The organism is Mesorhizobium sp. B2-3-11 (assembly GCF_006442215.1).
GTDB classification, from domain to species: Bacteria; Pseudomonadota; Alphaproteobacteria; order Rhizobiales; family Rhizobiaceae; genus Mesorhizobium; species Mesorhizobium salmacidum.
In genome coordinates this window covers 332,408-358,051 of sequence record NZ_VFVS01000003.1, presented here as the reverse complement: position 1 = coordinate 358,051, position 25,644 = coordinate 332,408, and the positions used below count along the sequence as shown (strand labels likewise).

Sequence of the window (25,644 nt, the reverse complement as noted above, 5' to 3'; positions counted from 1 at the left end):
TGATGCCGCAGGATCACATGATGAAGAAGCACTGCCGCACCAGGGTGGTGACGTGCTGGCGGCACCATCCCAAGCAGACGGTCAACGGTCTGCAACTGATCGCACCCCAGTCAGTCAAAAAGGCCGGGTCGACGCCAGTCGGCCGGGTTTTTCGGGCCGTCCGGAAAGGTTATTCCGCGAGTTTGCTGGCGGCGCGTGCGAGCGCTTCGATCTCGTCCCACTTGCCGGCCTTGACCATGTCGTCGGGCGCGACCCACGAGCCGCCGACGCAGATGACATTGGGCAAAGCGAGATAGTCGGCGGCGTTCTTGCCGGTGATGCCGCCGGTCGGGCAGAATTTGACGTCGGCCAGCGGCGAGGCGAAGGCCTTGAGCGAGGCGATTCCGCCGGACTGTTCGGCGGGGAAGAATTTCAGGAAGCGCAGGCCGGCTTCGCGCGCGGTCATGATCTCGCCGGGCGTGATGGCGCCGGGCAGCAGCGGAACCTCGCTGCCGGCGGCGGCGGCCAGAAGCTCGCGGGTGATGCCGGGGCTGACGATGAAGCGCGAACCGGCACCGGCTGCCTCGTCGAACTGCTTGCTGTCCAGAATGGTGCCGGCGCCGACGATGGCCTCCTCGACCTCGCCCGCCACGCGACGGATCGCTTCGAGCGCATCCGGGGTCCTGAGTGTGATCTCGATCGCGGGCAAACCGCCGCGCGCCAGAGCACGGGCCAGCGGCACCGCATCGGCTACGTTGGCGATCTTCAACACCGGAATGACAGGCTGGCCATTCAGGAGCGACAGGAGTTTCTCGGTCTTGCTGGGCATCTGTCTCTCCTTGTCGAGGGCCGCATCTAGCGAATTTCAACCGATTAGCAGACGGGTATTGCCGTGTCCACGAAACCGGTCGCGGCGCGATGTCACGTATTGTCGCCGAGCTTAAAGGTTCTTTCCCGACAAGGCCATGACGAGCAGCCCGACCCGTTTCGCCTTGAATCGACGTCTACGAGCGTCTAGTTGCTCTGGCGATGACAACTCTGCCCGCGCCATCCCAGCCAGTCCGCGTCGCCGCGCTCTACCGCTTTGCCCGGCTTGACGCTTTCGAGGCATTGCGCGCGCCGCTTGCGGCCTTCTGCTGCGGGCGCGGGATCAAGGGCACGCTGCTCCTGGCGCATGAGGGCATCAACGGCACCGTCGCGGGCAGCGAGGAAGCGATCGCCGCGCTCATCGAATACATCGAAGCGATCCACGGCCTGTCGGGTCTCGAGGTCAAATACAGCAGTGCCGCGGCCATGCCGTTCCATCGCATGAAGGTGCGGCTGAAACGCGAGATCGTCACCATGGGTGTCGAGACCATCGACGCGGCGAAAAGCGCGGGCACCTATGTGGAGCCGGGCGACTGGAATGCGCTGATCTCGCAACCCGATACGATCGTCATCGATACGCGCAACGCCTATGAGGTCTCGATCGGCACCTTCAAGGGCGCCGTCGATCCGGCGACGGCGAGCTTTCGCGAATTCCCGGCCTGGGTGGAAGCGCACCGGGCAGATCTCGAAGGGCGCAAGGTGGCGATGTTCTGCACCGGCGGCATACGCTGCGAAAAGGCGACCGCTTATGCGAAGTCGCTCGGCTTCGAGGATGTGTTCCACCTCAGGGGCGGTATTCTCAAATACCTCGAGGAGATTCCAGCGGAGCAGAGCCTGTGGGAGGGCGAGTGCTTCGTCTTCGACGAGCGGGTTTCGGTGTCGCACGGCCTCGCGGAGGGCGACGCGGAACTCTGCCGCGCGTGCCGCCATCCGCTGACGGAGAGCGAGCTGGTGTCGCCGAAATATGCCGCCGGGGTTTCGTGCCCGCACTGCTTCGATGCCCGCTCGGATGAAGACCGCGAGCGCTACGCAGAGCGCCAGCGGCAGGTCGAGCTCGCGCAAGCCCGGGGCAGGGGACCGCATATCGGATCCTGATGGAGGCGCGGGGCCGGGCAAACCGGGGCCGTCTGTCATTGCAATGTCAAGCTTTGGAACCTACGTCTTCGGCGTCGAAACCTGCCCGTTCGGCCGGGCAAATCCTGGAGGCATTGATGTTCGATCCCAAGAAGCTTCTCGACGATCTGCTCGGCTCGCAAATTCCCGGCACCAGCGGCACGGTCCGCGACAAGGCCGGGCAAGCGGTGCAGATGGCCAAGGACAATCCGCTGGCCGCCGGTGCGCTGGCTGCCGTGCTGCTTGGGACCGGCGCCGGCCGGCAGGTGACGGGTGCCGCGGTGAAGCTCGGCGGCTTGGCCGCCATCGGCGGTCTCGCCTACAAGGCCTATCAGAACTACAAGGCCGGCAACGCACCGGAACAGGCGCCTGCCGCCGGCGAGCCGGAATTGTTGCCGCCACCCAAGGACACCGCCTTCCACCCGTCGCAGGCGCCGCAAGGCGAGGATGAGTTCACGCTGACCCTGGTCCGGGCGATGATCTCGGCGGCCAAGGCCGACGGCCATGTCGACGACGAGGAACGCCAGAAGATCGCCGGCAAGCTCAACCTCGCCGGGATCGGCACCGATGCGGAAAAATTCCTGATGGCGGAGCTGGAGAGCCCGCTCGACCTCGACACGCTGGTGGCCGGCGCCAGGACCGACGCGCAGAAGCTCGAGCTCTATACGGCGTCGCGCCTCACCATCGACCCCGACACCCGCGCCGAGAGCGGTTATCTCGACCTGCTTGCCGGGCGGCTTGGCCTGCCGGATGCGCTGATCGACCATGTCGAGGCGACGGTTTCGGCGGCGAAAGTGCCCGCCGCCAAGGGTACGTCACCCAATCCGCAGAGGTAGTCCGGATTGGCACAGAGGGCCCTGGAGGCGTTTACCTTTCGTTAACTCAGGAAGCGCATCATTCTACACAGTCGGATCGGCTTTTCCTCCTCCCAAGCCCGGTTCAGATCAGGGCGGTCGCCAATGACCGCCCTTTTTGTCGGCGCGCTCGCCGGCTTCCCTCCAAAGAAACGGGTTTCACTTTTCGAGGGCATGTCCCGGTGGCCGCGCTTGCCATCGCCGCCATCATTTGCGATGCCTTCTCCACCCGAACCAAACTTGTAGATCAGGCGAGCACGCACAGCGCTGCCGGAGGACAATTGCCATGACCGAGCAAAAAACCGCCATCGTCACCGGCGCCGGCACCGGGATCGGCAAGAGCGTCGCCACGGCATTGCTCAAGGCGGGCTGGAACACGGTGTTCTGCGGGCGCCGCAAGCCGGTGCTGGATGCCGCGATCGCCGAGATCGGCCCGACCGACGCCAGGGCTTTGGCGGTTTCCTGCGACATCAGCAAGGCCGGCGAGGTCGACGATCTGTTCGAGACGGTGGCGGAGGCTTTCGGCCGCGTCGACCTGCTCTTCAACAATGCCGGCATGGGCTACAAGTCGACGCCGATCGACGAGATCCCGGTCGAGGTGTGGAACGACATCGTCGGGGTCAACCTGACCGGTTCATTCCTGTGCGCCCGCGCCGCTTTCGGCGCCATGCGCAAGCAGCGGCCGATGGGTGGCCGCATCATCAACAACGGCTCGGTGTCGGCCTACGCGCCGCGCCCGGGCTCGGTGCCCTATACGGCCACCAAGCATGCCATCACCGGGCTGACCAAGACGCTGGCGCTCGACGGCCGGCCCTATGACATCGCCTGCGGCCAGATCGACATCGGCAACGCGCTGACCGACATGGCGCAGCCGATGACAGTCGGCGTGCCGCAGGCCAATGGCTCGATCGCCGCCGAGGCGGTGATGGACGTCCAGCGCGTTGCCGACGCCGTCGTTCACATGGCCAGCCTGCCGCTCGACGCCAATGTGCTGTTCATGACGGTGATGGCCACCAAGATGCCGTTCGTGGGCCGCGGCTGATCAGGCGCCCCCCAACGGTGCGCCAGGCAGATAGAGCGCGATAGGACGGATCTCGTAGACGGCGGTCGGATTGACACGGCGCAGGTCGCGCGCGATGGCGATGGCGTCGTCGCGCGTGGCGCAGTCGACGACGTAGAGACCAAGAAGCTGTTCCTTGGTCTCGGCGAACGGCCCATCAATGACGGTCCCCTCGCCTGGCCCGCGCAAGGTGAAGGCCAATCGTGTCTCGCCCAGCCGCGCCGACGGGCCAAGGCTGCCGTCCGCGTAGAGCCCGTCATGGATCTTGAGCAACTCGGCCATCAGCGCCGCATCTTCCTGCGGCGTCAGCGCCTTGATCGCGTCTTCCACATGATAGGCGAGAATTGCATAGAACATCCGATGTCACCTCTCTTGTCGTGACTGTCCTGGAAAGAGCCCGTCGGCTCACTTCGCCAGAAACGTTCCGATCCGCTCCAGCGCCCGCAAAATGTTCTCCTCGGAATTGGCATAGGAGAGCCTGATGTACCCTTCGCCAAGAATGCCGAAATCGGGGCCGCCGATCAGCGCCACACCGGCCTCGTCGAGCAGCGCCGAGGCGAGCTTCTTGGCCTTCCAACCGATCTTCGAGACATTTGGGAAGGCATAGAACGCACCCTTGGGCGTAATGCAGGAGACGTTTGGCAGGGCGTTCAGGCCTTCGACCACGATCTTCCGGCGGTTGTCGAAGGCGCGCATCATCTTGTCGACGTCGTCCTGCGGGCCGTCGATCGCGGCGATGCCGGCGAACTGGCTCGGCGCGTTGACGCAGGACCAGCAATTGACCGCCAGCTTGCGTACCTTGTCGTAGAGATGGCCGCCCTTGTCGCCGTTCGGCCAGATCGACCAGCCCATGCGCCAGCCGGTCATCGCCCAGCTCTTCGACCAGCCGTTGAGCACGATCAGCCGGTCGCGGATCTCGGGAAAGCCGAGCAGCGAGCAATGCGTCTCGCCGTCATAGGTCATGACGTCGTAGATCTCGTCGGAGAGGATGGCGACGTCTGGGTGCTTCTCCAGCCCCTTGACCAGTTTTTCAATCTCGGCCCGGGGCGTGACGCCACCGGTCGGGTTGGCCGGCGAATTGAGGATCAGGAGCTTGGTCTTCGGCGTGATCAGCGCCAGCGTCTCTTGCGCCGAGAAGGCGAAGCCGTTCTCCTCGCGCATCGGCACGGGAATGGGGGTCGCACCGGTGAATTCGATCATCGAGCGGTAGATGGGAAAGCCGGGGTCGGGATAAAGGATCTCGGCGCCCGGTTCGCCGAACATCAGGATGGCGGCGAACATGGTCGGCTTGCCGCCGGGCATGATCATCACCGCCTCGGGCGAGACCTCGACGCCGGTGGTGGTCAGCGTGCGGCGCACCACCGCCTCGCGCGTCACCAAAAGGCCGTTGGCCGGCGTGTAGCCATGGTGGCCGTCACGCAACGCCTTGATCGCCGCCTCGACGATGTGCTGCGGCGTCTTGAAGTCTGGCTGGCCGATGCCGAGGTTGACGATGTCGCGGCCCTGCTGGGCAAGTGCCGTTGCTCGCGCCAGCACCGCGAACGCATTTTCCTCGCCGAGACGGTCGAAGGCCGAAATCGTGTGGAGCATTTTTCCCGTCCCTGTGGTTCTTACTGTGCGGCAGCGTTTTTGTGAGCGTCCGCTCGCAAAAGTCAACGGATTGGAGCTTTCGGTGTCGGAAAATCTCAAAGACTGGCAACCGCGTCCGCGCCCGGAGCACAAGGTGCTGGAGGGCCGCTATGTCAGGCTCGAGCCGCTGAGTGCCGCGAAGCACGGCGACGGCCTCTATGCAGCCTCGGCCGTCGCCGATGTCGACGGCCGCTTCGCCTGGCTGCCCGATTATCCGCCGGAAAACCGCGCCGCCTTCCAGCCCTGGCTGGACAAGGTGGAGGCCAGCGAGGATCCACTGTTCTTCGCGGTCATCGACAAGGCCAGCGGCAAGATCGCGGGACGCCAGACGCTGATGCGCATCGATCCGGCCTATGGCGTCATCGAGATCGGCAACATCTACTGGGGACCGCTCATCTCGCGCAAGCCGGCGGCGACGGAAGCGCAGTTCCTGTTCATGAAATGCATCTTCGACGAACTCGGCTATCGCCGCTACGAATGGAAGTGCAACAACCGCAACGAGCCGTCGAAGCGCGCGGCGGAACGGTTCGGCTTTAAATTCGAGGGCATTTTCCGCCAGCATCTCATCGTCAAGGGTGAAAACCGCGACACTGCGTGGTATTCGATCATCGACAAGGAATGGCCGGCTCTGCGCAAGGCTTATGAAGCCTGGCTCGATCCAGCCAACTTCGACGCCGATGGCCAGCAGAAGCGCCGCCTGGAGGATTTTCGCGCGGAATTCGGCGCCTAACGGGAGTTTGCCATTTGGCGCATACCCACGACCACAGCGGGCACGACCACGGCGGGCATGACCACGGCGCCGGCCATGTGCATGGTTCGACCGACAAGAAGCGCGTGCTGATCGCGGCTTGCCTTACCGCCGGCTTCATGGTCGCCGAGGCGCTCGGCGGCCTGTTTACGGGGTCGCTGGCGCTGCTGGCCGATGCCGGCCACATGCTCGCCGACGCCATTGCGCTCGGCCTGGCCTGGTATGCCTTCCATCTGGCAGGCCGGCCGGCGACCGGCCAGCTCACCTACGGCTTCGGCCGGGTCAAGACGCTGGTGGCTTACACCAACGGCATCGCCATCTTCGTCATCGCGCTGTGGATCGTCTACGAGGCATGGAATCGCCTGCTGACACCTGCACCGGTGCTGGGCGGTCCGATGCTGGTGGTGGCGATCCTCGGCCTGCTGGTCAATATAGGCTCCTTCCTGGTGCTGCATGGCGGCGATCGAGACAACCTCAACATGCGCGGCGCCATCCTGCATGTGCTTGGCGATCTGCTCGGCTCTGCCGCCGCGATCGTGGCGGCACTGGTCATCCTGGCGACCGGCTGGACGCCGATCGACCCGATCCTGTCCGTGCTGGTCTCGCTGCTGATCCTGTCCACCGCCTGGTCGCTGATGCGCGCCGCCGCCCACGTCCTGCTCGAAGGCGTACCGCCAAGCCTCGATCGCGACCTGATCGCCGGGGATATCCAGGCAACGGTCAAGGGCGTGCGCGAAGTGCACCATATGCATATCTGGTCGATCGACGGCACGAGCAGCATGGCGACGCTGCATGCCTGCCTTGACCAGGGCGTCGATGCGCATCAGGCGGTCAGCGCCATCAAGAAGCGGCTTGCCAGCGAGCACGGCATCAGCCATGCCACCGTGGAACCGGAATTCGGCCACTGCGCCGACGATGGCGACGGCCACGACCATAAGCATGAGCACGATGCGGCTCCGCATCACGGCCACTATCACTAGGTCCGATCAATGATCATTGATCGGACCTGCCTCAGGAGTTCTCCAGCTTTGAAACTCAGCCCGATGAACGATCGCCGCTCCGGTCCGGCATGATGGACCGCGACACGCGCAATGCGGCCATCGCGGCGGTCTGGATCATGCTTCTGTTCGGCATTGCCGCTTTCTACCTGCCGACCGTGATGTTGGCACTCGGCAACTATTCGACCGTGCTGGCGGGTATCTTCGGCACTGCCTTCGTGCTGGCGTTCTTCTTGGTGTTCTGGCTGCGCGCGCGCAGCCAGCGCAAAAATCGGAAGTAAGGGATATCGGACATGCGCATTCTGATCACTGGCGCGGCGGGCATGGTCGGCCGCAAGCTCATCGCCCGGCTGGCCAAGGACGGCACGCTGCGCGGCAAGAAGATCACCGCGCTCGATCTGCACGACATCGTGCCGCCGCAAGCGCCAGCCATGGACGGCGTCAGCGTCGCACCGCACACGGGTGACCTTGCCGAAGCAGGCGCCGCGGAAGGCCTGGTTGCGTCGCGGCCCGATGTCGTCTTCCACCTCGCCGGCATCGTGTCGGGTGAGGCGGAAGCGAATTTCGAACTCGGCTACCGCGTCAACCTCGACGGCTCGCGCGCGCTGTTCGACGCCATCCGCCTGGCGGGGTTCGCGCCGCGCGTCGTCTTCACCTCGTCGATCGCGGTGTTCGGCGCGCCGTTCCCGGATGTCATTCCGGACGAATTCCACCCGACGCCGCTGACCTCCTACGGCACGCAGAAGCAGATGAGCGAAGCGCTGCTCGCCGATTATTCAAGGCGCGGCTTCTTCGATGGCATCGGCATCCGGCTGCCGACGATCTGCGTGCGGCCGGGCAAGCCGAACAAGGCGGCCTCCGGCTTCTTCTCCGGCATTATCCGCGAACCGCTGAGCGGGCAGGAGGCGATCCTGCCGGTGCCGCGCTCGGTGCTGCACACCCATGCCAGCCCGCGTTCGGCGGTGAATTTCCTGATCCACGCGGCTGGCATCGACGGTGCCGCCGTCGGGCCGCGCCGCAACCTGACGATGCCGGGCGTCGCCGTCACCGTCGGCGAGCAGATCGAGGCGCTGGAACGCATCGCCGGATCGAAGGCGGCAAGCTTAATCCGCGAGGTGCCCGACGAGACTATCTGGGCGATCGTCAAGGGCTGGCCGACCCGGTTCGAGGCGCGGCGGTCAAGGGAGCTTGGCTTTAGTGCCGAGAAAAGTTTTGACGAGATCATCCGCGTTCATATCGAGGATGAGCTGGGCGGCAAGATCGCCGGTTAGGCGTTGCGGCGCCTATCCCGTTCCAATGGGTTGGATGGGTCTAGACGCCGCCCGTCAGGCTCGCTGACAGCAACAGCAGTCCAAACAGGAACACGAAGGCCGCGCCGCCGATCTCGACGATCGAGTGGATGCGGTTGCCCATGCGGCCGCCGCCGGCGAAATAGACCGCCCAGTTCTTGGCTGTCACGGCAAGCGTCGCCAGCGCCGAGACGGTGATGGCGGTTCCAATCGACATCGCCAGCACCGACAGCAGGCCGCCGAGCCAAAGCCCGTTGAGAAGCGCGAAGCTCAGCACGATCAGCGCGCCGGAGCAGGGGCGGATGCCGACCGCCGCCACCGCCGACCAGGCCGTGCGCCAATCAAAGCGGTCGCCGGACAGCATCGCCGGATCGGGCGCATGCGAGTGGCCGCAGGTTTCGCAGACCTCGCCGTCGGCGTGGTCGTGATGCGCATGATCGTGCGCGCCATGGTCGTGATGATCGTGCGAATGGCCATGCGCATGATCACGATCGTCATGCGCGTGAAGTGCATGGGACTGTGCGTGCGCAGCATGGTCGTGGGCGCCATGCGAATGGCCGCCGACATGAGAATGGCCCGCGTGGGAATGACCTGCGTGAGCCGCGGACAGGCTGTAGGCCGGCCCCTTGCCAAACAGGCGCAGGACGGAAGGACCGAGCTTGCGCCACAAAAGCCAGGCGCCAAAGAGGGTGACCAGGGCAAAGCTCATGATCTCCATGAACCAGGCCGCATCGGTCATCGAGATGGTGGTGCCGCGCAGGACGAAATAGGCAAGCAGCATCACCAGGATCGCCGTCAGGCCCTGCAGCAGCGCCGAGACGAAGGACAACAGGATGCCGCGCTTCAGCGCCACTTCGTTTGCCACCATGTAGGAGGAGATCACCGCCTTGCCGTGGCCGGGGCCGGCGGCGTGGAAAATGCCATAGGCGAAGGACAGGCCGATGAGCACCCAGAGCTTGCTGTTGTCCTGGCGCATCGCCTTCATGGCTGTCGCCAGCGCGCGATAGAATTCCTGCTGCCTGAGATTGATCCACATCAGGATATGGGCGAACGGACCGGTGGTCGGCGCCATGCCGTCATTGACGCCGATGCCGAGCGAACTCTGGGCGTGCGCGGCATTGGCGAAATGCATCACGGCAAAGGTGAGGGCCATCAGGCCGAATGCCAAACGCAAGGACGGTTTCGAACAGTTCCCGATCAGGTTCACCGGATCTATCCTTCTGGCTGGCAGGTCAGTTCGAGCTTGGTGGCAAAGATCTTGCTCATATCGGTGCCTGTCGGATCGTTGAAGAAAGCATCCGTCAGGGTCTTCTGGTTTTCCTTGATCGCCTCGTCGGGGTCCGGCCGGATGACCTTGCTCGTGCAATTCGACGGCAAGCCTTCAACCGTGATGTTGGAATCCTCGGTGAAGTCGATCGCCGTGTAGAAGGTCGGATCGTAGACGCCGATGTCGATCGTGCCGGTCAGCTTGATCGGCACCTTGGGTTCGGACTCGAACAGGATGATCAACTGATCGTTATCGAAATTGGCCATCAGATGCGGCGGCGGCACCATCGTCACGTCCTTGCCGTTCTGCGTGACGAGCTGGAAATAATTGAACTCGGCCAGCGAGGCATGAACGGTATCGGCGACCTCTTTCAGCTCCTTGTCGTCAAGCTTCAGGTCGGAGTTCTTGTCGAACTCCATCATCACCGTACTCGAAAACAGGTCGTCGAAGCGCCACAGATGACGCAACGCTTTCACACTTTGGTGATCCGGGGAGAGGATCACGTCGAGGCGTGCCTCGGCGAAGACGTGCGGATGCACCTGGGCGGGTCCTGTCGCGGCAAAGGTCGCCGCCAAGGCCGAAGCCAGCATGATTGCGTGCCGTTTCAAATGCATTCGCGGTCGCGATTCCCTTGGCTTTCGGAGAGAGTTGTCGAAGGTTACCAGAAAGGGGGCGAAATTGGGACCGCCAGTGCGTGTCGCCCAAAAGTGCGACGCGGTTTTGGGACGACGACACGCACACAACAAAGGCGTGTCGCCCAAAGTGCGACGCGGTTTTGGGACGACGACACGCACACAACAAAGGCGTGTCGCCCAAAAGTGCGAAGCGGTTTTGGGACAACGACACGCACGCTGAAGCGGGGTCAGGCGCTCTCGCGCGTCCTGAACCACTGCACCAGGAAATCGACGAAAACGCGCACCTTCGCCGGCAGATAGCGGCGGTGTGGATAGACGGCGAAGATGCCGCCGCCCGACAGGATGCGGTCGTCGAGCACCGCCATCAATTGGCCGCTCTTGAGGTCGGGCGCGGCGATGAAATCCGGCAGGATGCAGAATCCAAGCCCCGACAAGGCCGCGGCGCGCGCCGCCATCGGGCTGTTGACTTCGATCGGGCCCGACACGGCGATGCTCACCGGATCGCCATTGTCGCCCTTGAACGGCCAGTTGTTCAGGCCGCGGCCATTGGTGTCGACGATGCAGGGCATGTGGCCGAGATCCTGGGGCCGTGTCGGCATGCCATGCCTGGCGATCAGTTCGGGAGAGCCGCAGAGCTTGATCGAAAACGGTGCCAGCCGTCTGGCGATCAGCGACGAATTCTCCAGCCGCGAGATGCGCACCGCGAGGTCGAAGCCTTCCTCGACCAGATCGACGAAGCGGTCGTCGAGCTGGATGTCGAGCACGATGTCGGGATATTGCTTGGCGAAGTCGATCAGCGACTGGCCGATCGGCGCGTCGGCGAAGGTGCGCGGCGCCGACAGCTTGATCCGGCCGCGCACATCGCCGGAGGACTCGCGCACGGCGTCGGCCAGGCTGTCGACCTCGCGCACGATCTCCGAGGCGCGACGGTAGTAGGTGTGGCCGGCCTCGGTCATCGAGAACTGGCGCGTGGTGCGGTTGAGCAGCAGCGCACCGAGTTCGTCCTCCAGCTCGCGCACATATTTCGACAGCAGCGCCTTGGAGCGGCCGATTTTGCGCGCCGCCGCCGAAAAGCCCTCGGCCTCGACGACATCGATGAAGGCGCGCATGCGGGTCAGTGTATCCATTGTTCAGGCTCTTTGTGCTGCGTCGAGAAGTTTTCGGCCGAGCCGTATCAGGGCTATGTCGCTGCCGGAAGGGCCAAGCAGCGACAGGCCGAAAGGAGCGCCGGCGACCGAGCCGATCGGCAAGGTGATTTGGGGAAAGCCGGAGAGCCCGGCCAGGCACAGAAGATGCAAGGCGCGCTCGCGATAGGCCTGGAACTGCTCGGGTGTGCTGTCGACGTAAGGCGCCGGGCCTGGCACCGTCGGCAGGACAAGGAAGCCGTCCTTGCCGAGCAGGGCACTCAATTCGCCGCGAAAGGTCAGCCGGCGCACTTTTTCGGCCTGTGCCGTCCGGTCGTCGACGGCACGGCCGAAGCCGAAACGCTCCTCGACCCCGGGGCCAAGATCGCGCTCGCCGCTGGTGATCCATTCGCCATGCACCGTCCAGGCCTCACTGGCCTGCAGCCGGCGAAAGCACCAGTAGAGTTCATCCGGGGGAGAGCTGAAGCACGTCGTCGGCGTCGCCGGCGTGCCGAAAACCGCGCTCGCCAGCGCCTTCATTCCCGCATATTCTGCGAGTGCCGGCCGGGCGACCATTTCGTCCAGCCAGCCGAGCGTCAGCGGGCGGTCGAGCGCATGCTGGTGCGGGTCGCGGCCGAGCAGCAGCTTGCCGACTGTCTCGTAGGTTTCGATGCCGTCGGCGAACCAGCCGAACGTGTCGAAACTCGGCGCCAACGGCATGGTGCCCTCGAGGGAAATGCGGCCATGCGTGGTGCGGAGCCCGATCAGCCCGCAGAAACTCGCCGGCGCGCGGATCGAACCACCGGTGTCGGACCCCGTGGCGATGTCGACCAGCCTACCCGCCACCGCGGCCGCCGACCCGGACGACGAGCCTCCGGTGACGCGGTCGGGAGCCGCGGGATTCGCTGGAAACGGAAAATGCGCATTCTGGCCGAACAGAGCGAAGGCGAGCTCGTCGGTCTGGGTCTTGCCGACGAAACGCGCGCCCGCGTCGAGAATCATCTGCACGGCGGGTGCCGTGCGCGAAGCGGCGTGGCCTTCGGCGAATTTCCGCAAATTGCCGCAACCGGTGCGATAGCCGGCAACATCGTAAATGTCCTTGACCGCCAGCCGCAGGCCGGCCAGGGGCCCAAGCTCGGCATGCGCCACCGGTATCTGGCGAAGATCGAGAAAGGCGTTGAAGGGGCCGTGCGTGCCTGTCATCGTTCGATATCCGGATACGGTTGCGCCAACATTGTTCGATGCCAGATATTTTACAACCTGGGATACGATTTTTATTGATTGTGAAATGCTTCGCCCCTATATCGCGCTTGCCCAAAGTCGCACGTGCCTGTGGGTGTCCGCCGATCCTCGAATGGTGAGGGAAATCGGTAAGGTAACTGGAGCCAACCCCTCCAGTCGGTTTAGCGGCCAACCGCCAGACCGAGGACACCTTGAAGCAACGACGGTGCGGGCCTTTCTGGTTCTCTGCCGGTTGTCCAAAGACCGGGGTTACTGAAGAGGCACACCTTCATTGCCGGCAGTGCGGAACGGGGTTCTCCCAATCCAAGCCAAGGCAGACAAAGCGAACCGAAGCCGGGCAAGGCCAAGGTTCATCGCCGCGAGACGGCGTTTCATGGTTCCGGGGTCTCCACCGGCTGGTTCCATGGATTTTCCGTCCCGCCTTTGTTTGACCGCGTGTTCGCGAGGCCGAAAGCCCGTGTCCGCACCCCTGTGCGCGCCGAAAGGCGCGATGGAGAAACCCGATGGCTACACAGCGCATCCTCGACTTCCTCGCCACCCGACGTCCGTCCGGCCCCTGCCTCGTCGTCGACCTCGATGTCGTGCGCGACAATTTCCGCGCCTTCGAGAAGGCTCTGCCCGATTCCAGGATCTACTATGCGGTGAAAGCAAACCCGGCGCCGGAAATCCTGCGCCTGCTTGCTGCGATGGGCTCGTCCTTCGACACCGCTTCCGTTGCCGAAGTCGAGATGGCGATGGACGCCGGTGCGCCGGCGGACCGCATCTCCTTCGGCAACACCATCAAGAAGGAGCGTGACATCGCACGCGCCTACCAGCTCGGCATCAAGCTGTTCGCGGTCGACTGCGTCGAGGAGGTCGAGAAGATCGCCCGCGCCGCTCCAGGCGCCCGCGTGTTCTGCCGCGTGCTGACCGATGGCGAAGGCGCCGAATGGCCGCTGTCGCGCAAGTTCGGCTGCGTGCCAGCGATGGCCGTCGACGTGCTGCGCCATGCCAAGGGTCTCGGCCTTGATGCCCATGGCGTGTCGTTCCATGTCGGCTCGCAGCAGACCGACCTGACCGCATGGGACCGTGCTCTGGCCGACGCCAAGAAGGTGTTCGCGACGCTCGCCGAAGAAGGCATCGTGCTCAAGATGGTCAATATGGGCGGCGGCTTCCCGACGCGCTATTTGCGTGACGTGCCGGCGGCGCAGGCCTATGGCCAGGCGATCTTCTCGGCGCTGCGCAAGCATTTCGGCAACGCCATTCCCGAGACCATCATCGAGCCAGGCCGCGGCATGGTCGGCAATGCCGGCGTCATCAAGTCGGAAGTCGTGCTGATCTCGAAGAAGGCCGACAACGACAATGTGCGCTGGGTGTTCCTCGACATCGGCAAGTTCGGCGGTCTGGCCGAGACGATGGACGAGGCGATCCGCTACCCGATCGTCACCGCGCATGACGGCACCGAGACCGCGCCTTGCGTGCTCGCCGGCCCGACCTGCGATTCGGCCGACGTGATGTACGAGAAGACGCCGTATCCGCTGCCCTTGTCGCTGACCATCGGCGACGAGGTGCTGATCGAAGGCACCGGCGCCTACACGACCACCTACTCGGCGGTCGCCTTCAACGGCTTCAAGCCTCTCCGATCCTACGTGATCTGACGGCTCGTTAGAGCTGTTCAGATCATCCGGCGCGGGCGAAGTGATCGTCCGCACCGGCTCGCCTGTGGAACAGATATCCGCTCGTGAAGGATTGCGGAAATGGACGTTGCGAATTTCATTGTTGAAGCTGGACAGCGCGATTGGCTGATCTCCCCTATCGAGGGGGAGACGGCCGCCAGGCCAGAGGGGGTCTCCTCCACTGCTGCGGCCTCTCTTCGCGCCGGCGCTCTGCGCGCACCGACCCCTTCTGTCACCTTCGGCGACATCTCCCCCTCAAGGGAGGAGATTAGCGTCGTCGCAGAGACCTCGGCCGACCTTGCAGCGCGCGAGGCACTGCTCGACGAGGCCATGGGGCCGAAGCGCAAGACCAAATCGTCGGAGAAGTTGCGGCGCGGCCGCCGGCCCTCGGAGGGGCTGGCCTTCGTTGCGCGCGATGCCTCGGGCGGCTTGGCCGGCACGGTGCGGCTATGGGACGTCACGCTGGGCGAGGGCGGTCCGGCGCTGCTGCTTGGCCCGCTCGCCGTCGACCCGTCGCTCAAGAGTGCCGGCATCGGTTCGGCGCTGATGCGCCATGCCATCGCGGAAGCCGCGCGCCTCGGCCACGCGGCGATCCTGCTGGTCGGCGACGAGCCCTATTATGGCCGCTTCGGCTTTTCGGCCGCCAGGACCGGTGCGCTCGCCATGCCGGGACCTTACGAGCGGCACCGCCTGCTGGCGCTGGAACTGGTGGAGGGCGCGCTCGACGGCGCCGAGGGCACGCTGAAGGCGTCCGGCCGCAAGCTAAAGGCACAGGCGCCGATCCTGGCGCGTGAGGCTTAAGCGCGACTTGCCCTTCAAACAAAACGCCGCCTGAAAAGGCGGCGTTTTTATCACCTAAAGCCGCTTCTGGCGGCCGCGTCCGTTCAGCCGATCAACTGGCTCAGCGCCATGGCGACGGTCATGTCGCCTTCGACCTTTATCTTGCCGGTCATGAACGCCATGGTCGGGTTCAGGTCGCCCGCGATCAGCGAATCCAGATCGTCGAGCGACAGCTTGATGGTGCAGTCGGCGGGAGCGTCCGTGGTCGAGACGGTTGCGCCGTCGATGACGATGACGCCGTCGCTGCCGGTGTCGAATTTCACGGAACGATCGAACCCGCTGCTGGCCACGCGCGACTTGATCTTCTCGGCAATCTCCTGAACGCTCACGCTGTTCTCCTGTCTGGTTGCATTCTGTCGCGCAACGGCACTTCGGTCCAGCCGAAGTCCATGCGGGCATCACTGGCGATCACGATCGCTGCCGCATATAGCTTTGGATTGACGTTTACGTCAACGCGAATTGCAGGAATCGGCCCCGACGCCGACTGCTATCGGGACCACCGGCACCGGGCCGATAGTTCAATGCGCGCCGACCGGCTTAGGCGTCGCGGGCGCAGGGGTGCTGGCATCCTGCCGTCGGCGCAGCCAGTTGTCGCGGATCTCATCCTTGCTCAGGAAATTGACCTGGTCGATCAGGACCTCATGCACCAGGGTTGCGCCGACACGTGTGTTGATCGTGTCGCGGATGGCGGCGCGAAAGGCATCGAGGTCGACCGTCGCCTTCTTGCTGAAGTCGATCTGGGGGTGGGCGTAGAGATAACTGTAGACCTCGTCTGTAATCAGCGCCTCGGCTGGGATCGACAGCTTCTTTATCTGTTCCGGCTCGACGGTATAGACGAGCTTGGCCAGGAAGTAGCCGTCGATCTTGGAGTCGTGGATCAGCGGCACCGAAATGACGTCGGTCTTGACGTAGTCCAGCCCGCCCAGCATCGGCTTGGGTTTTTCGCCTACGCCGCGTTCGCCAGCGGCCTGGAACGAATAGAACACCGCGCCGAGCGTGGCGGCGCAGATCCAGACCGCTATGGCGATGACTTTGATCATTTTGAACCCGAGCCCGGCATCGCCGCGCTCTAACCTTTCTGCCTGCCAAACTCGCCGGCGGAGTAGGTGCCGTCGGTTTCGGCGCGCTGGATGGCGCTGCGCAGCAGGCCGGCAACCTCGTTGACGGCGCTCAGATGCGCCAGGATCGCGGCCTCGTTCTTCGCCAGCTTCTGGCGCAGCCGGGTCAGGCCCTCGCGGTGCTGCTCGAGGAATTCGGCCTCGCTGCCGCCCTTCATGGCGCGGGTCAGCTCGTAGAGATAGCGGCTCTTACGGGCGTTCGACGCCTTGAGGTCATAGCTTGTATCGCTGCGGATGCCGGCGGTCTCTTCCTCGACCACCTCCTCGATGCGGCCGATGATGGCGGCAAGGTTTCCAGGCCGCGCGAAAGGGGTCGGTGCGTCCGACGCTGTTGCTCGCGCTGGCAGGTTGGCGGTGAATTCGGAAGAGTCGGCCATGGTGTTTCCCAGTCTAGATCTCGATGTCTGTTTTTATGGTTGTCTCGTCGCCGGTCATCGACCTGGCGGCCTTGCGCTGCAATTCCTGGACGAGCGAGGTGGACAGACGGGTCTGCTGGTCGATCTCGGTCTTTTCCGGTCCATTCGAAACCGGGCCGATCGGTACCGTGCGCTTGCCGTCCATGTAGTGGTCGGCAAGCAGCGACTTGGCGATGCCGATGCCGCCGCGATCGGCCACGACGTCGGCGACGCGCTCGGCGAGCTGCGATTTCCACATGTCGCCGGCGAGACCCGTGCCGTAGACGCCCTCGGTGTCCTTGGGCAGCATGTTCTGGATGAAGGTCTGCAAGACCATCGCCTCGAACTTCTTGAATTTCTTGGCCGGGTCGGCCGTCGCCGCGGCCTTGTCAGCCGTCGCGCGCGACAGGATCGAGCCGGCATCGACCGAGGCCGCGGTGTCGACCGAAAACGTGCCGGCGACGTTCCCGGCGCGCTTCGTCAGCGCGGCGCGGGCAGCCTCGATATCCATCGGATCGGCAGCTCGGGCGACATCCATCACGATGTCGCTGGGTGGAGAAATCGCCAAGAAGGTCCGCCTTTTGCCGGGTTTCCTTAGCCATGACCATGCCTCAACAAGCTTGTGGCAGGCTTGCGGGGAGGCGGGCTTGATCTGGTTTCTCCGGGTCCACGCCGCCCTGCCAGCTTCCGTCAGGAAGCAGGAAGGCCAGCTCTCGACAACATTTCAAGGAATCTCGCGTGATGATGATCCTTCACATAGCGCGGCACAAAGCCGGGGCAGACATTGCCCAGGTTGAGATGAGGAAGTTGTGACAGGCAATGGTGTATGGCCCGTGAGGCTTCTTCGTTGTTTCCGGTCGCCGACGCGGACGCGGCCCAGTAAAGGGCACCGCGAACAAATCCCGGCTTTGTCCTGACCACCCTGCGGGCGACTTCGAGCGCCCGCCGATCGTCGCCGCCCGCGAACAGTGCGACAACCAAGCCATGATGACGCCAGAAATCGATGACGTCATGCGTTCCGAGCCGGATTGCCTCGTTCGCCTCACGCACTGCTTCGTTTACCTGTCCGCGCAATGCAAACAGCATCGAAATGTCGCCGTGGCCGGTCGGATAGCTTGGATTGAGACTGATCGCGTGCTGACATTCGGCGATCGCTTCGTCGATGCGGCCACAGCTTTCGAGCGCGAATGACAGGATGCAGCGGGCAATTTCGTCGTCAGGCACCGCCCGTACCGCCGCCGCCGCAAGCTCGACCGCCCGCTCGATCTGGCCCGGCTCCCTGGGCAACGAACCGAACGCCACGCCCATTGAAATTGTAATCGAGAGCGTCCGCTTCGCACGAGCGTTGTCGGCGCCTATCGAGACAGCTTTCTCCGCAAGCTCTAGCCCGATCAAAAGCGAGTCCCGGGTCATCTCAAAGTACTTCATCAAAGCTTCGTTCACCAACCTGCGCACTTCGGGGGGACCAGGCGGGCTCTTGTCGCGGACTTTCCAGTTGGTCAGTTGAAGGTCGAGGATCACGGCCAAGACAACAGACTGTGCGATCCTGTCCTGGAATTCGAGCGCATTCTCGGAGTGCCCGTCGAACTTCTGGGCCCAGACGTTGTGGCCGCCAGCGGCATCGACAAGCTGGATATTCACCCTCAGCCCATTGCCCGATCTCTGGACGCTGCCGCTAAGCACGTATCGCGCGCGGAGCGTTCCCGGGATCTTTGTTCCTTCGGCACCACTTTTCTCCGCGGGTGGCGGCGCGGAGAGCACGACATAGTCAGCCACTTCGGAAAGAGCCGTGGTGATGTCCTGCACGAGCCCCTTGGAGAAAAAGTCGTCGCCTTGCTTTCCGGTCAGGTTGATGAAGTCGGCAACGCTGATCGATGGGCGCCCGTGGCGCTGGTTGGCTGGAACAGCATTTGCCGACTGTGTATTCGACGCCGTGTCGGCAGACAGCATGGATTGCCAAAGCGCTCGCGTCTCCGGGCCGACCTCGACCCCGAACTCTTTCTTCAAAATGCTTTTGCAAACTTCGTATGTCCTGATCGCCCTGTCGCGTTGACCCGATGCGAGCAGCAATTCCATCTTGAGCCGATAGGACTCTTCCCGCGTCGGCTCCATGACGAGAACGCGATCGACCAGTATGATTCCGGTTTCCGCGTCAACGAGACGGGCCAATTTTTCGAAAGCTTCAAGTGCGCGGCTCAGCAATCTGTCGCGTTCGGATGTGACCCAGCCATCGAACCCATCGCTTCCCAGATAAAGCCCGTCGAGGAACGGCCCGGTGTAGTTCGCCAGGGCCTTTTCGAGCTCCGGCACGGAACGGGCCGTGAGGCCTGCTTCGAACTCGTCCACGTCAACCCGAACCGCGTCTGGCGTGAGGCCAATCGATTCCCCGCGGGAATGGATAAGATTCACGCCTGCCCGCGATAAATCCCGGCGCAGAATACTGAGGGTTTGCCGCAGACTGTTGCGGGAGTGCTCGCTGTCGCTGTCACTCCAGAATAGATCAGCCAGTCTCTCCCGTGTCGCTGCCATGCCTGGAGACCGGGACAGATAAGCGATGATCGCAGGCCCTCGTTTTCCTGTCAGCCGGAGCGAATCCGCCGTGGCATTTTCGATCCTGAAACCACCGAAGAGCGAGATTCTATTTGTCTCGCCCTTATCTTCATTTTGCATTTGCTCTCCCCGCCTGACGAAATTCTAACTCAAAACTAACGCTTCGCAAACAGTAGCGCACCACCCTCAAGCGCTGCCGTGATGCAGGATCGTCTAGATCCGGCGAGTAAGGGCGGCCGAGTCATCAAGACCTTGGCTTGAGGGGGTGCCGGGTGTCTGAGACCAGAGCCAATTTGCTGCTGCTGTTGGCGGCCGCTTTATGGGGCCTCGGCAATGTCGCGCAAAAGACGGTGCTTGCTCACCTTGATGCTCTGAGTGCCGTCGGCCTGCGTTGCCTGATCGGCGGGCTGCTGGTGCTGCCCTTTGTCTTGAAGGAAAGGAGACTGCCTGCAGGGCCAGGCTATTTCTCCAGCCTGACCAAGGTGGGTGTGTTGTTCGCGATCTCCATCACGCTTCAGCAGCTTTGCTATCTCGGCGCCACGGTCACGAATGCAAGCTTCCTCGTGAGCACCGCAACCGTGATGACACCACTGGCCGCCTGGCTGCTCATCGGCGAACGCCCGACGGCGAACCTTGCCGTAGCTGCCGGTTTGACCGTCCTTGGTGCCCTGCTTTTGTCCGACGGAATCGACGGTTTCGGCGGCGGCGATCTGACCGCTATCCTGTCGGCCGCCTGCTATGCGCTCTGGATGGTCGAACTTGGCCGGCACATGCGGGCCCATCAGCGACCGTTCACCGCCTCGGCGACACAATTCCTAGGGGCGGCGGCCTTCACCCTGCCGCTCGGAGCGCTGCAAGGCAAGCTATCGCCGGCCGCTGTATTCGCGGCTGGCCCGGAATTGGCGGTCCTCGGCGTGTTCTCCACCGCGATCGCTTTCGGCATACAGACCGCCGCCCAACGCTTCACCACCGCCAGTCATGCCGCCGTGATCGTCAGTGCCGAAAGTGTCTTCGGGGCGCTCGCGGCGACGATCTTCCTTGGCGAACGGAGCTCACCCGCGGGCGCACTGGGTGCCGCGATCATTCTCGGTGCGATCCTGTCCGTCGCAGCGAACGGAACGCCGCGTGCCCGCGCTGGCCGGCCCGATTCCTTTGATGCGGCGCCTGTCGTCGTGGCCGCGCCCGCACTCAGGGCGGGCGATCGTTCCGTCCCCAATTCAGGTTCAGTGGAGATACGTCATGATCCTTGCCGTTGATCAATGCGTATTCCAAATCCGACCGCCACTCGGCATGGCCTCAAACGACCCGGCAGCGGTCGCTGCCGGGCTTGTCGCGAGGTCGCCGCGATGACCGCTCGGGCAGCTCCGATCGCATATCTGGTGGCGGCGCTTCGCGCCCGCGTGAAGGGACCCGGCGGCTATTACAACAGCGGCAATGCGCTCGGCATCGTCGTGGGTGTCGCAATTCAGATTGCCACGGTGCCGGTCGAATTGCACGAGGGAAGCGCCGTCACCACCGCGGTGATGAACTGTTTCGCCGGCAGCCATGGCAGTGTTTCGCTGACCCTGGCTACCCTGGTTTTCTTCTTGGGCGGTGAGGCCTATCACCGGGCATGGTCAGGGCCGGATGCTCCCGATCCCGCCCTCAACCGTCTGGGCGACTTCCTGTCAGGCATAGGTGCGCTCGGGCTCGGCGCTGCCCTGCTGCTGCTCGGCGATCCCTTACTGGCGGCGACTTCCGGCCTGCTGCATGCGTTGGGTAAATTCGGCAGCGCCATTCATGGGACGGGCACGCCGCTTCCGTTATGGCCGGTCGCCTGGCCCGATCCCTTCCGTAGCGCAGTGCTCGCCAGCCGGTTGCCGGCAATGCTGGCGACAACCGTAGCCCTCGGGGGGACCTTCCCGCGGGTCTGGTCGGGCGAGTCCTTCGCGGCGCTCGCGATGCAACTGACTTTGCTGGGCTGTTACCTTCTATGGACCAAGGCGGATCTGCTGCTGCTCGGCGCGCGGAGCAAGGCTCTTCGCGAGATTTCCACACGTTGAAAAATGACTGTTTGAAAAAATGCCCGTTCTTGAGATGGAGAATAACATGTTGGGTAGTATGCATCGGGGCGTAGGTGCCCTGTCCGTAGCGGCCTCTTTTCGCGAGCAGGCGTGCGCGATATGCAGGGGCACCCTGACATCGGCGACAGAGCGGTCAGCCGAAGGGCCGGCAAAGCGTGCCAGCCTATTTTTGGCGCTGGTAGGGACACTTGCAGCTTCGGTGGGTTGGGCGCCGCGGGCCTGGGCGGCCAATGTCGATGTTGCCGTAGTATTCGCTGTCGATTTCTCATCCTCGATTGATCCAAAGGTCGCCGATCTACAGCGCGAAGGTCATGCCGCGGCACTCACTTCTCCAGAGATCATCGCCGCCATCGCGCGCAATTACGTCGGCTGCATCAGCATTGCCTACTTTGAGTGGTCAAGTCCCGGACACTCACGCGTCGTGCTGCCGTGGACAAACATCTGCGGGCTGGAAGACGCCAGAGCGGCCGCGTCGGTGATCAGCAAGAAGGGAGATACCGGCTTCGCTCGCCGGGGGCGGAGCGGAACGTCCGTATCGTCGGCTATTGACGTCGGTAGCCTTCTGCTCGATCAGTTTCCGGGAACGGCAGCAAAGAAAGTAATCGACATCTCGGCCAACGGCGAGAATAACGATGGGCTTCCTGTTCAGCCGAGCAGGCTGAACGCCGTTGCCAAGGGGTATACGATCAACGCGATCGCCATTCCAACGCAGGATGAGGATCCCGATCAACCGTTGGCATCCTATTTCGCCAAATCGGTCATTGGCGGTTCCCAAGCCTTCGTTATAACGCCGAAGGGACCGAGCGACTATGTGATGGCCCTTCGCCGCAAGCTGGTTACGGAAGTAAGCATGGACGTTAGCCGGCAGGCGGATGGACTCTCTACGCAACCTTGATGAGTTCGGGCCAACGATCGGGCTCCGGCACTACTCCTCGCCCCGCTTCTGGGCGATCAGGTCCAGGCGCTCGCGGTCTGATCTCTCGCGTTCGTCGCGGTTGCGCACGTCCTTGTAGGCGCGCTCGACCATGTTGGTGCGGGCGCTTGCCGCGGCGATGAGGCCGGCCTCTTTCCTCGCGCTTTCCAGGCTTTCCTCCTGGCGCACGACGGCCTGGGCGATGCGGCGATGATAGAGATCGGGGAACAGGCCGGAGAGGGAATTGTCCTGGTCGAAATGGCCGATCAATTCGCGGGCTTCGGTCTCGGCGGCGTTTGCCGCGGCGACGAAGGCGGCGTGGCGGGTTTCGTGCAAGGCTTTCAGCTGTTCCTGCACCTTGACTAGTTTCCTCAAGCGGTCCTTGCGCGTGCTCATGTCACCTTGCCAGTGTGAGGTCGACGAAGCCGTCGACGAACAGCGACAGCATGGTGCCGATGGCGAAATAGAAGATCAGCATGCCGCCGGCGATGACGAAGGGCTGGGAGATGAAATAGATCGGGATCTGCGGGGTCAGCTTGTTGACGAAGCCGATCGTCAGATTGACGAGAATGGCATAGGCGACGAACGGGCTGCCGAGGCGGATGACCAGGAAGAACGTGTCCGACACGGTGTCGGTGATGTCGACCAGTGCGGCCTGCGGGTTGAAGAAGACATTGACCGGCGCGACCGTGTAGGACGTTACCAAGGCACGGACGATTTCGTGGTCGAAGTCGAAGACGAACAGCATCAGCAGCGCCGAGAACGAGATGATGGCGGCAAGGGCCGCCTGGGGTTCCGGCTCCTCGATCGCCGGTCCGCCGGAGCCGCCATAGCCGATCAGCATGGCGATGGCCGAGCCCATGAAGCGCAGCGCTTCCATGTAGAGCCTGGTCATGGCGCCGATCAGCCCGCCGACCAGCAGCTCCGAGATGATCATCGGCACCAGGATCTGCGGGCGCGGATCGACGAACGGAAAGATCTTGTCCCACAGGAAGGCGAGCAGGCCGCCGGTGGCGGCGACCGCGACGAACAGCCTGACCTGCGCCGGAACGCGGGCGCTGGACAGGCCCGGCATCAGCATGAAGCAGGCGCCGATGCGGCAGAAAGCGAGAAACGCCGCGATGACGACGGCCTGCGAGAGAACGCTCACGATATGGTCCCGAGCACCCTGATCTCGACGCCCTTTGCGATTTCGACATGGGAGAGCACCGGCAGCGTGGTGAACAGGCGCTCGATGATCATGCGCACATAGGGGCGGGCGTCGGGCGCTGTCACCAGCACGAAGCGCTCGCCGGCTTCCAGATGTTTCTTGATCGCCTTGGTGGCGTCCTGGCCGAACTCCTCGAGCTGGCGCGGATCGATGTCGAACTCGCGCACCTCGCCCTTGGCGTCGCGCTTGAGGCTCTGGTGGAAGGCAAGGTCCCAGCGGTTGCCGAGGCGCAATACCTTGAGGACGCCGCTTTCCGAGAGATCGCCGCAGATCTGCTGGGCCATGCGGATGCGCACATGTTCGACGATCTGTTCGGTGCGGCGCACATGCGGCGCTATCTCGGCAATGGCCTCGATGATGAGATGCAGATTGCGGATTGAGACGCGTTCGGCAAGCAAGAGCTTCAGCACCGCCTGCAGGCCGGGATAGGAGATGTGGGTGGTGCAGATCTCGTCGGCGAGTTTGCGGTATTCCTGGTCCTGGCGTTCGAGCAGCGCCTTCATGTCCTTGTAGGAGAGGAGCTGCGGCAGGTTGTTGCGGATGACTTCCGAGAGATGGGTGAGCAGCACCGACATGTTGTCGGCGAAGGTGAAGTTCTCGCGCTTCAGATCCTCGGCGAAGGTCTCCATGACGGAGTAGGCGCGCATGCCGAAGGCGGGCTCACGGATTTCCTCGCCGGGGATTTCGGGGATGTCGCGGTTGCCGAGCAGCACCATGATCTCGCCGACGCGCATCGAATATTCGGCGACCACGGTGCCGTGCACCTTGATCTGATAACTTTTCGGCGGGATGGCGAAGTCGTCGGCGACGCGGACTTCCGGCACGACGAAGCCGTATTGCTGGGCGAATTTCTTGCGCATCTTGGACATGCGGAAGACCAGTTCCTGATGCGAGACCAGCAGCCGGGTCGAAAGCTGCTTGCCGATCAGGAGTTCGATCTCGGCTGTGGCGAGCGAGGCCTTGACCGAATTCTTCTCTTCCTCGGCCTTGCTCGCTTTTTCCTGGCTCTTCAGCGCCTCGGCCTCGGCGGCTGCCCGGTTGTGGCGCATCGGAATGACATAGCCGAGGGCAGCCATGCCGGCGGCGAGCGCGAAGAACGGGAACAGTGGCAGGCCGGGCATCAGGCCGAGCAGCACCAGCAGTGCGGCCGCCACGTAGAGCGCGCGCGGATGGGCACCGAGCTGGCCGAACACGGCCTGGTTGGTCGAGCCGCGCGTGCCGCCCTTGGACACCAGCAGGCCGGCGGCCAGCGAGACGATCAGCGCCGGAATCTGGGTGACCAGACCGTCGCCGACAGACAGCTTGATGAACACGTCGGCGGCCTCGCCCATGCCCATGCCGTGCCTGATGTAGCCGATGGCGATGCCGCCGACGATGTTGATGGCGGTGATGATGAGGCCGGCGATGGCGTCGCCGCGCACGAATTTCGAGGCGCCGTCCATCGAGCCGAAAAAGGAGGATTCCTCTTCCAGTTCGCGGCGGCGCAGCTGCGCGGTCTTGTCGTCGATCATGCCGGCGGAGAGGTCGGCGTCGATCGACATCTGCTTGCCGGGGATGGCGTCGAGGGTGAAGCGTGCGCCGACCTCGGCGATACGGGTGGCGCCCTTGGTGATGACGATGAAGTTCACCACGATCAGGATCATGAAGACGATGAGGCCGATGACGAAGTCGCTGGCCATGACCAGCTTGGAGAAGCCGGCGATGACATAGCCGGCGGCGTGCGTGCCCTCATTGCCATGCGACAGGATCATGCGCGTGGTGGCGATGTTGAGAGACAGGCGCAGCATGGTGGCGATGAGCAGCACGGTCGGGAACGAGGAGAAATCCAACGGCCGCTGGATCCACAGCGCCACCATCAGGATCAGCACCGAAAGTGCGATCGAGAAAGCCAGCCCGATGTCGATGAGAAAGGCCGGGATCGGCAGGAACAGCACGGCCAGGATGATGACGATGCCGAGCGCGAAGAAGATGTCGCGGCCGTTCTTGGCCGCCACGCCGGGCTGGATGCTTTCGCTGATCGCCATTCTCGTCCTCGAACCACAGGGCTGCCGAGCATGCGACAGCCCGGCGAGGGTAGCTGGCCAAGCTTGCGCGA

General features: G+C 63.7%; 27 protein-coding genes. 12 read left to right on the top strand and 15 right to left on the bottom strand.

Going from position 1 to position 25,644, the window contains the following annotated elements:
• Positions 1-169: 169 nt before the first annotated feature.
• The gene (locus FJ960_RS07145) at positions 170-808 is read right to left on the bottom strand and encodes a 2-dehydro-3-deoxy-phosphogluconate aldolase (RefSeq protein WP_140712774.1); all 639 of its coding nucleotides are present in this window, start codon (positions 806-808) and stop codon (positions 170-172) included.
• Positions 809-1,008: 200 nt separating this feature from the next.
• Between FJ960_RS07145 and FJ960_RS07140 the strand changes: the two genes are divergently transcribed.
• From FJ960_RS07140 to FJ960_RS07130, 3 genes are all read left to right on the top strand, one after another.
• Positions 1,009-1,941 (top strand): rhodanese-related sulfurtransferase, encoded by a 933-nt coding sequence (locus FJ960_RS07140; RefSeq protein ID WP_140712772.1) that lies wholly within the window; start codon positions 1,009-1,011, stop codon positions 1,939-1,941.
• 116 nt (positions 1,942-2,057) lie between these two features.
• The gene (locus FJ960_RS07135) at positions 2,058-2,795 is read left to right on the top strand and encodes a tellurite resistance TerB family protein (protein WP_140712770.1); all 738 of its coding nucleotides are present in this window, start codon (positions 2,058-2,060) and stop codon (positions 2,793-2,795) included.
• A gap of 304 nt (positions 2,796-3,099) precedes the next feature.
• Positions 3,100-3,855 carry an SDR family oxidoreductase gene (locus FJ960_RS07130; protein WP_140712768.1) on the top strand — a complete coding sequence of 252 codons (756 nt, stop codon included), beginning with the start codon at positions 3,100-3,102 and terminating at the stop codon, positions 3,853-3,855.
• On the opposite strand, the gene FJ960_RS07125 is transcribed toward FJ960_RS07130, so the two are convergent.
• On the bottom strand, positions 3,856-4,230 hold the full coding sequence (locus tag FJ960_RS07125) for a YciI family protein (RefSeq protein ID WP_140712766.1): 375 nt from the start codon (positions 4,228-4,230) through the stop codon (positions 3,856-3,858).
• A gap of 48 nt (positions 4,231-4,278) precedes the next feature.
• Positions 4,279-5,463 carry a pyridoxal phosphate-dependent aminotransferase gene (locus FJ960_RS07120; RefSeq protein ID WP_140712764.1) on the bottom strand — a complete coding sequence of 395 codons (1,185 nt, stop codon included), beginning with the start codon at positions 5,461-5,463 and terminating at the stop codon, positions 4,279-4,281.
• Between the two features lie 82 nt (positions 5,464-5,545).
• Here FJ960_RS07120 and FJ960_RS07115 point away from each other — a divergent pair, with 82 nt between their 5' ends.
• The 4 genes from FJ960_RS07115 (at position 5,546) to denD (ending at position 8,519) form a co-directional block, all read left to right on the top strand.
• Positions 5,546-6,232: a GNAT family protein gene (locus FJ960_RS07115; protein ID WP_140712762.1), complete on the top strand. Its 687-nt coding sequence runs from the start codon at positions 5,546-5,548 to the stop codon at positions 6,230-6,232.
• Positions 6,233-6,246: 14 nt separating this feature from the next.
• Positions 6,247-7,230 carry a cation diffusion facilitator family transporter gene (locus FJ960_RS07110; protein WP_140712760.1) on the top strand — a complete coding sequence of 328 codons (984 nt, stop codon included), beginning with the start codon at positions 6,247-6,249 and terminating at the stop codon, positions 7,228-7,230.
• A gap of 89 nt (positions 7,231-7,319) precedes the next feature.
• A complete protein-coding gene (locus FJ960_RS07105) occupies positions 7,320-7,529 on the top strand; it encodes a hypothetical protein (protein WP_140504195.1) in 210 nt (69 codons plus the stop codon).
• Positions 7,530-7,541: 12 nt separating this feature from the next.
• Positions 7,542-8,519 (top strand): D-erythronate dehydrogenase, encoded by a 978-nt coding sequence (gene denD / locus FJ960_RS07100; protein ID WP_140712758.1) that lies wholly within the window; start codon positions 7,542-7,544, stop codon positions 8,517-8,519.
• Positions 8,520-8,559: 40 nt separating this feature from the next.
• On the opposite strand, the gene FJ960_RS07095 is transcribed toward denD, so the two are convergent.
• The 4 genes from FJ960_RS07095 to FJ960_RS07080 form a co-directional block, all read right to left on the bottom strand.
• Positions 8,560-9,735: a nickel/cobalt transporter gene (locus FJ960_RS07095; protein ID WP_140712826.1), complete on the bottom strand. Its 1,176-nt coding sequence runs from the start codon at positions 9,733-9,735 to the stop codon at positions 8,560-8,562.
• Between the two features lie 14 nt (positions 9,736-9,749).
• Complete coding sequence (locus FJ960_RS07090) at positions 9,750-10,418, bottom strand: DUF1007 family protein (protein ID WP_140504191.1); 669 nt, start codon at positions 10,416-10,418, stop codon at positions 9,750-9,752.
• A 248-nt stretch (positions 10,419-10,666) separates the two neighbouring features.
• The gene (locus tag FJ960_RS07085) at positions 10,667-11,566 is read right to left on the bottom strand and encodes a LysR family transcriptional regulator (RefSeq protein ID WP_027144786.1); all 900 of its coding nucleotides are present in this window, start codon (positions 11,564-11,566) and stop codon (positions 10,667-10,669) included.
• A 3-nt stretch (positions 11,567-11,569) separates the two neighbouring features.
• Entirely contained in the window at positions 11,570-12,766 is a 1,197-nt protein-coding gene (locus tag FJ960_RS07080) for an amidase (protein WP_140712756.1), read from the bottom strand.
• Positions 12,767-13,308: 542 nt separating this feature from the next.
• Here FJ960_RS07080 and odc2 point away from each other — a divergent pair.
• Both odc2 and FJ960_RS07070 read left to right on the top strand, forming a co-directional pair.
• Positions 13,309-14,442 (top strand): ornithine/lysine decarboxylase, encoded by a 1,134-nt coding sequence (gene odc2, locus FJ960_RS07075; protein ID WP_140712754.1) that lies wholly within the window; start codon positions 13,309-13,311, stop codon positions 14,440-14,442.
• Positions 14,443-14,706: 264 nt separating this feature from the next.
• Positions 14,707-15,261 (top strand): N-acetyltransferase, encoded by a 555-nt coding sequence (locus tag FJ960_RS07070; protein ID WP_140712824.1) that lies wholly within the window; start codon positions 14,707-14,709, stop codon positions 15,259-15,261.
• A gap of 83 nt (positions 15,262-15,344) precedes the next feature.
• Here FJ960_RS07070 and FJ960_RS07065 read toward each other — a convergent pair whose 3' ends face one another.
• The 5 genes from FJ960_RS07065 to FJ960_RS07045 form a co-directional block, all read right to left on the bottom strand.
• Positions 15,345-15,629: an SCP2 sterol-binding domain-containing protein gene (locus FJ960_RS07065; protein WP_027144782.1), complete on the bottom strand. Its 285-nt coding sequence runs from the start codon at positions 15,627-15,629 to the stop codon at positions 15,345-15,347.
• Positions 15,630-15,818: 189 nt separating this feature from the next.
• Positions 15,819-16,340 carry a hypothetical protein gene (locus FJ960_RS07060; protein WP_140712752.1) on the bottom strand — a complete coding sequence of 174 codons (522 nt, stop codon included), beginning with the start codon at positions 16,338-16,340 and terminating at the stop codon, positions 15,819-15,821.
• Positions 16,341-16,369: 29 nt separating this feature from the next.
• Positions 16,370-16,795 carry a hypothetical protein gene (locus FJ960_RS07055; protein WP_027144780.1) on the bottom strand — a complete coding sequence of 142 codons (426 nt, stop codon included), beginning with the start codon at positions 16,793-16,795 and terminating at the stop codon, positions 16,370-16,372.
• Positions 16,796-16,808: 13 nt separating this feature from the next.
• On the bottom strand, positions 16,809-17,381 hold the full coding sequence (locus FJ960_RS07050; protein ID WP_181174164.1) for a rod-binding protein: 573 nt from the start codon (positions 17,379-17,381) through the stop codon (positions 16,809-16,811).
• A gap of 122 nt (positions 17,382-17,503) precedes the next feature.
• Positions 17,504-19,483, bottom strand: coding sequence for a BTAD domain-containing putative transcriptional regulator (locus tag FJ960_RS07045; protein ID WP_140712750.1), 1,980 nt, complete (start codon positions 19,481-19,483; stop codon positions 17,504-17,506).
• 152 nt (positions 19,484-19,635) lie between these two features.
• Between FJ960_RS07045 and FJ960_RS07040 the strand changes: the two genes are divergently transcribed.
• The 3 genes from FJ960_RS07040 (at position 19,636) to FJ960_RS07030 (ending at position 22,321) form a co-directional block, all read left to right on the top strand.
• Entirely contained in the window at positions 19,636-20,619 is a 984-nt protein-coding gene (locus tag FJ960_RS07040) for a DMT family transporter (RefSeq protein ID WP_140712748.1), read from the top strand.
• A 90-nt stretch (positions 20,620-20,709) separates the two neighbouring features.
• Positions 20,710-21,405 (top strand): hypothetical protein, encoded by a 696-nt coding sequence (locus FJ960_RS07035; RefSeq protein WP_140712746.1) that lies wholly within the window; start codon positions 20,710-20,712, stop codon positions 21,403-21,405.
• 46 nt (positions 21,406-21,451) lie between these two features.
• Entirely contained in the window at positions 21,452-22,321 is an 870-nt protein-coding gene (locus FJ960_RS07030) for a DUF1194 domain-containing protein (protein ID WP_140712744.1), read from the top strand.
• 30 nt (positions 22,322-22,351) lie between these two features.
• Here the strand turns inward: FJ960_RS07030 and FJ960_RS07025 are convergent, their stop codons facing one another.
• From FJ960_RS07025 to flhA, 3 genes are read right to left on the bottom strand one after another with little or no spacing between them, the layout of a single operon-like run.
• A complete protein-coding gene (locus FJ960_RS07025) occupies positions 22,352-22,735 on the bottom strand; it encodes a hypothetical protein (protein WP_140712742.1) in 384 nt (127 codons plus the stop codon).
• A gap of 1 nt (position 22,736) precedes the next feature.
• Complete coding sequence (gene fliR / locus FJ960_RS07020; RefSeq protein WP_140712740.1) at positions 22,737-23,489, bottom strand: flagellar biosynthetic protein FliR; 753 nt, start codon at positions 23,487-23,489, stop codon at positions 22,737-22,739.
• A complete protein-coding gene (flhA, locus tag FJ960_RS07015) occupies positions 23,486-25,573 on the bottom strand; it encodes a flagellar biosynthesis protein FlhA (RefSeq protein ID WP_140712738.1) in 2,088 nt (695 codons plus the stop codon). The genes fliR and flhA overlap by 4 nt, the downstream gene beginning before the upstream one ends.
• Between the last annotated feature and the right edge of the window lie 71 nt (positions 25,574-25,644).

Bases quoted from the DNA above. Each gene is read 5' to 3' on its own strand.
- FJ960_RS07045 (WP_140712750.1), bottom strand. From the start codon at position 19,483: ATGCAAAATGAAGATAAGGGCGAGACAAATAGAATCTCGCTCTTCGGT.
- FJ960_RS07105 (WP_140504195.1), top strand. From the start codon at position 7,320: ATGATGGACCGCGACACGCGCAATGCGGCCATCGCGGCGGTCTGGATC.
- FJ960_RS07135 (WP_140712770.1), top strand. From the start codon at position 2,058: ATGTTCGATCCCAAGAAGCTTCTCGACGATCTGCTCGGCTCGCAAATT.
- FJ960_RS07130 (WP_140712768.1), top strand. From the start codon at position 3,100: ATGACCGAGCAAAAAACCGCCATCGTCACCGGCGCCGGCACCGGGATC.
- FJ960_RS07125 (WP_140712766.1), bottom strand. From the start codon at position 4,230: ATGTTCTATGCAATTCTCGCCTATCATGTGGAAGACGCGATCAAGGCG.
- FJ960_RS07140 (WP_140712772.1), top strand. From the start codon at position 1,009: ATGACAACTCTGCCCGCGCCATCCCAGCCAGTCCGCGTCGCCGCGCTC.
- denD (WP_140712758.1), top strand. From the start codon at position 7,542: ATGCGCATTCTGATCACTGGCGCGGCGGGCATGGTCGGCCGCAAGCTC.
- FJ960_RS07055 (WP_027144780.1), bottom strand. From the start codon at position 16,795: ATGGCCGACTCTTCCGAATTCACCGCCAACCTGCCAGCGCGAGCAACA.
- FJ960_RS07085 (WP_027144786.1), bottom strand. From the start codon at position 11,566: ATGGATACACTGACCCGCATGCGCGCCTTCATCGATGTCGTCGAGGCC.
- FJ960_RS07145 (WP_140712774.1), bottom strand. From the start codon at position 808: ATGCCCAGCAAGACCGAGAAACTCCTGTCGCTCCTGAATGGCCAGCCT.
- FJ960_RS07090 (WP_140504191.1), bottom strand. From the start codon at position 10,418: ATGCATTTGAAACGGCACGCAATCATGCTGGCTTCGGCCTTGGCGGCG.
- FJ960_RS07030 (WP_140712744.1), top strand. From the start codon at position 21,452: ATGTTGGGTAGTATGCATCGGGGCGTAGGTGCCCTGTCCGTAGCGGCC.
- FJ960_RS07080 (WP_140712756.1), bottom strand. From the start codon at position 12,766: ATGACAGGCACGCACGGCCCCTTCAACGCCTTTCTCGATCTTCGCCAG.
- flhA (WP_140712738.1), bottom strand. From the start codon at position 25,573: ATGGCGATCAGCGAAAGCATCCAGCCCGGCGTGGCGGCCAAGAACGGC.
- FJ960_RS07120 (WP_140712764.1), bottom strand. From the start codon at position 5,463: ATGCTCCACACGATTTCGGCCTTCGACCGTCTCGGCGAGGAAAATGCG.
- FJ960_RS07060 (WP_140712752.1), bottom strand. From the start codon at position 16,340: ATGATCAAAGTCATCGCCATAGCGGTCTGGATCTGCGCCGCCACGCTC.
- odc2 (WP_140712754.1), top strand. From the start codon at position 13,309: ATGGCTACACAGCGCATCCTCGACTTCCTCGCCACCCGACGTCCGTCC.
- FJ960_RS07025 (WP_140712742.1), bottom strand. From the start codon at position 22,735: ATGAGCACGCGCAAGGACCGCTTGAGGAAACTAGTCAAGGTGCAGGAA.
- FJ960_RS07035 (WP_140712746.1), top strand. From the start codon at position 20,710: ATGACCGCTCGGGCAGCTCCGATCGCATATCTGGTGGCGGCGCTTCGC.